Below are 719 nucleotides of genomic sequence, written 5' to 3'. Positions count from 1 at the left end.
CCGAATCCACCACCACCTGCTCCAACACCCACACAAAACGCTCCACCATGGACCGGGCCATGGCCGCGTCGAAGACGCTCAGCAGATGGTCCAGCCGAATCCTCAGGTCGTCGTCCGTCGGGTTCACGACCAAGGCCAGAGGGAAGTTGGTCGACTCACGGAGCATCGAGTCGGTGAGCCTCAAGCCCTCGGTCACGGGCTGGGCATCGGGGTCACCGGGGTAGTTCTCGAAGGCCATCAAGGTGTCGAAGACCGCTCCAGGACCGGCCAGTCGCTGGATCTCGGTGAGTCCCAGATGCTGATGGTCGAGGAGGGCGGACTGTGCTGCCTGAAGCTCGGTCAGCAGCTCGGCGACCGTCTGCGCGGGGTCGAGCCGTACCCGTACGGGCACGGTGTTGATGAACAGCCCGAGCATGGTCTCCATACCCGGCAGACCTGCGGGCCGACCCGCGACCGACGCCCCGAAGACGACATCGTTACGGCCTGCCATCTGACCGATGATCATGGCCCAAGCCGCCTGGACCACTGTGTTCAATGTCAAACCGCGCGTCCGCGCGAAGTCCTTCAGCGCAGCGGCCAGTTCCTCACCGGCGAGGAGGGACACCCTGCCGAACGGAGTGGAGGCGGATACGACTGTGTCGTCCGGGGCGACCCGAGTAGGCTCGTCCGCGCCCGCGAGCGCCTGGCGCCAGGCGTCTCGTGCCGCTTCCTCGTCCTGC

General features: G+C 66.2%; 1 protein-coding gene. It reads right to left on the bottom strand.

Going from position 1 to position 719, the window contains the following annotated elements; all coding sequences use genetic code 11:
• Positions 1 to 719: condensation domain-containing protein (locus FF041_RS37405; protein ID WP_228388976.1), on the bottom strand; the 719-nt coding region annotated here is incomplete at both ends.

It is taken from the genome of Streptomyces jumonjinensis (assembly GCF_009600885.1).
In the GTDB taxonomy this organism is placed as follows: Bacteria; Actinomycetota; Actinomycetes; order Streptomycetales; family Streptomycetaceae; genus Streptomyces; species Streptomyces jumonjinensis.
Note: the sequence above shows the minus strand (reverse complement) of the source record. Positions and strands in the feature narration are given on the sequence as shown.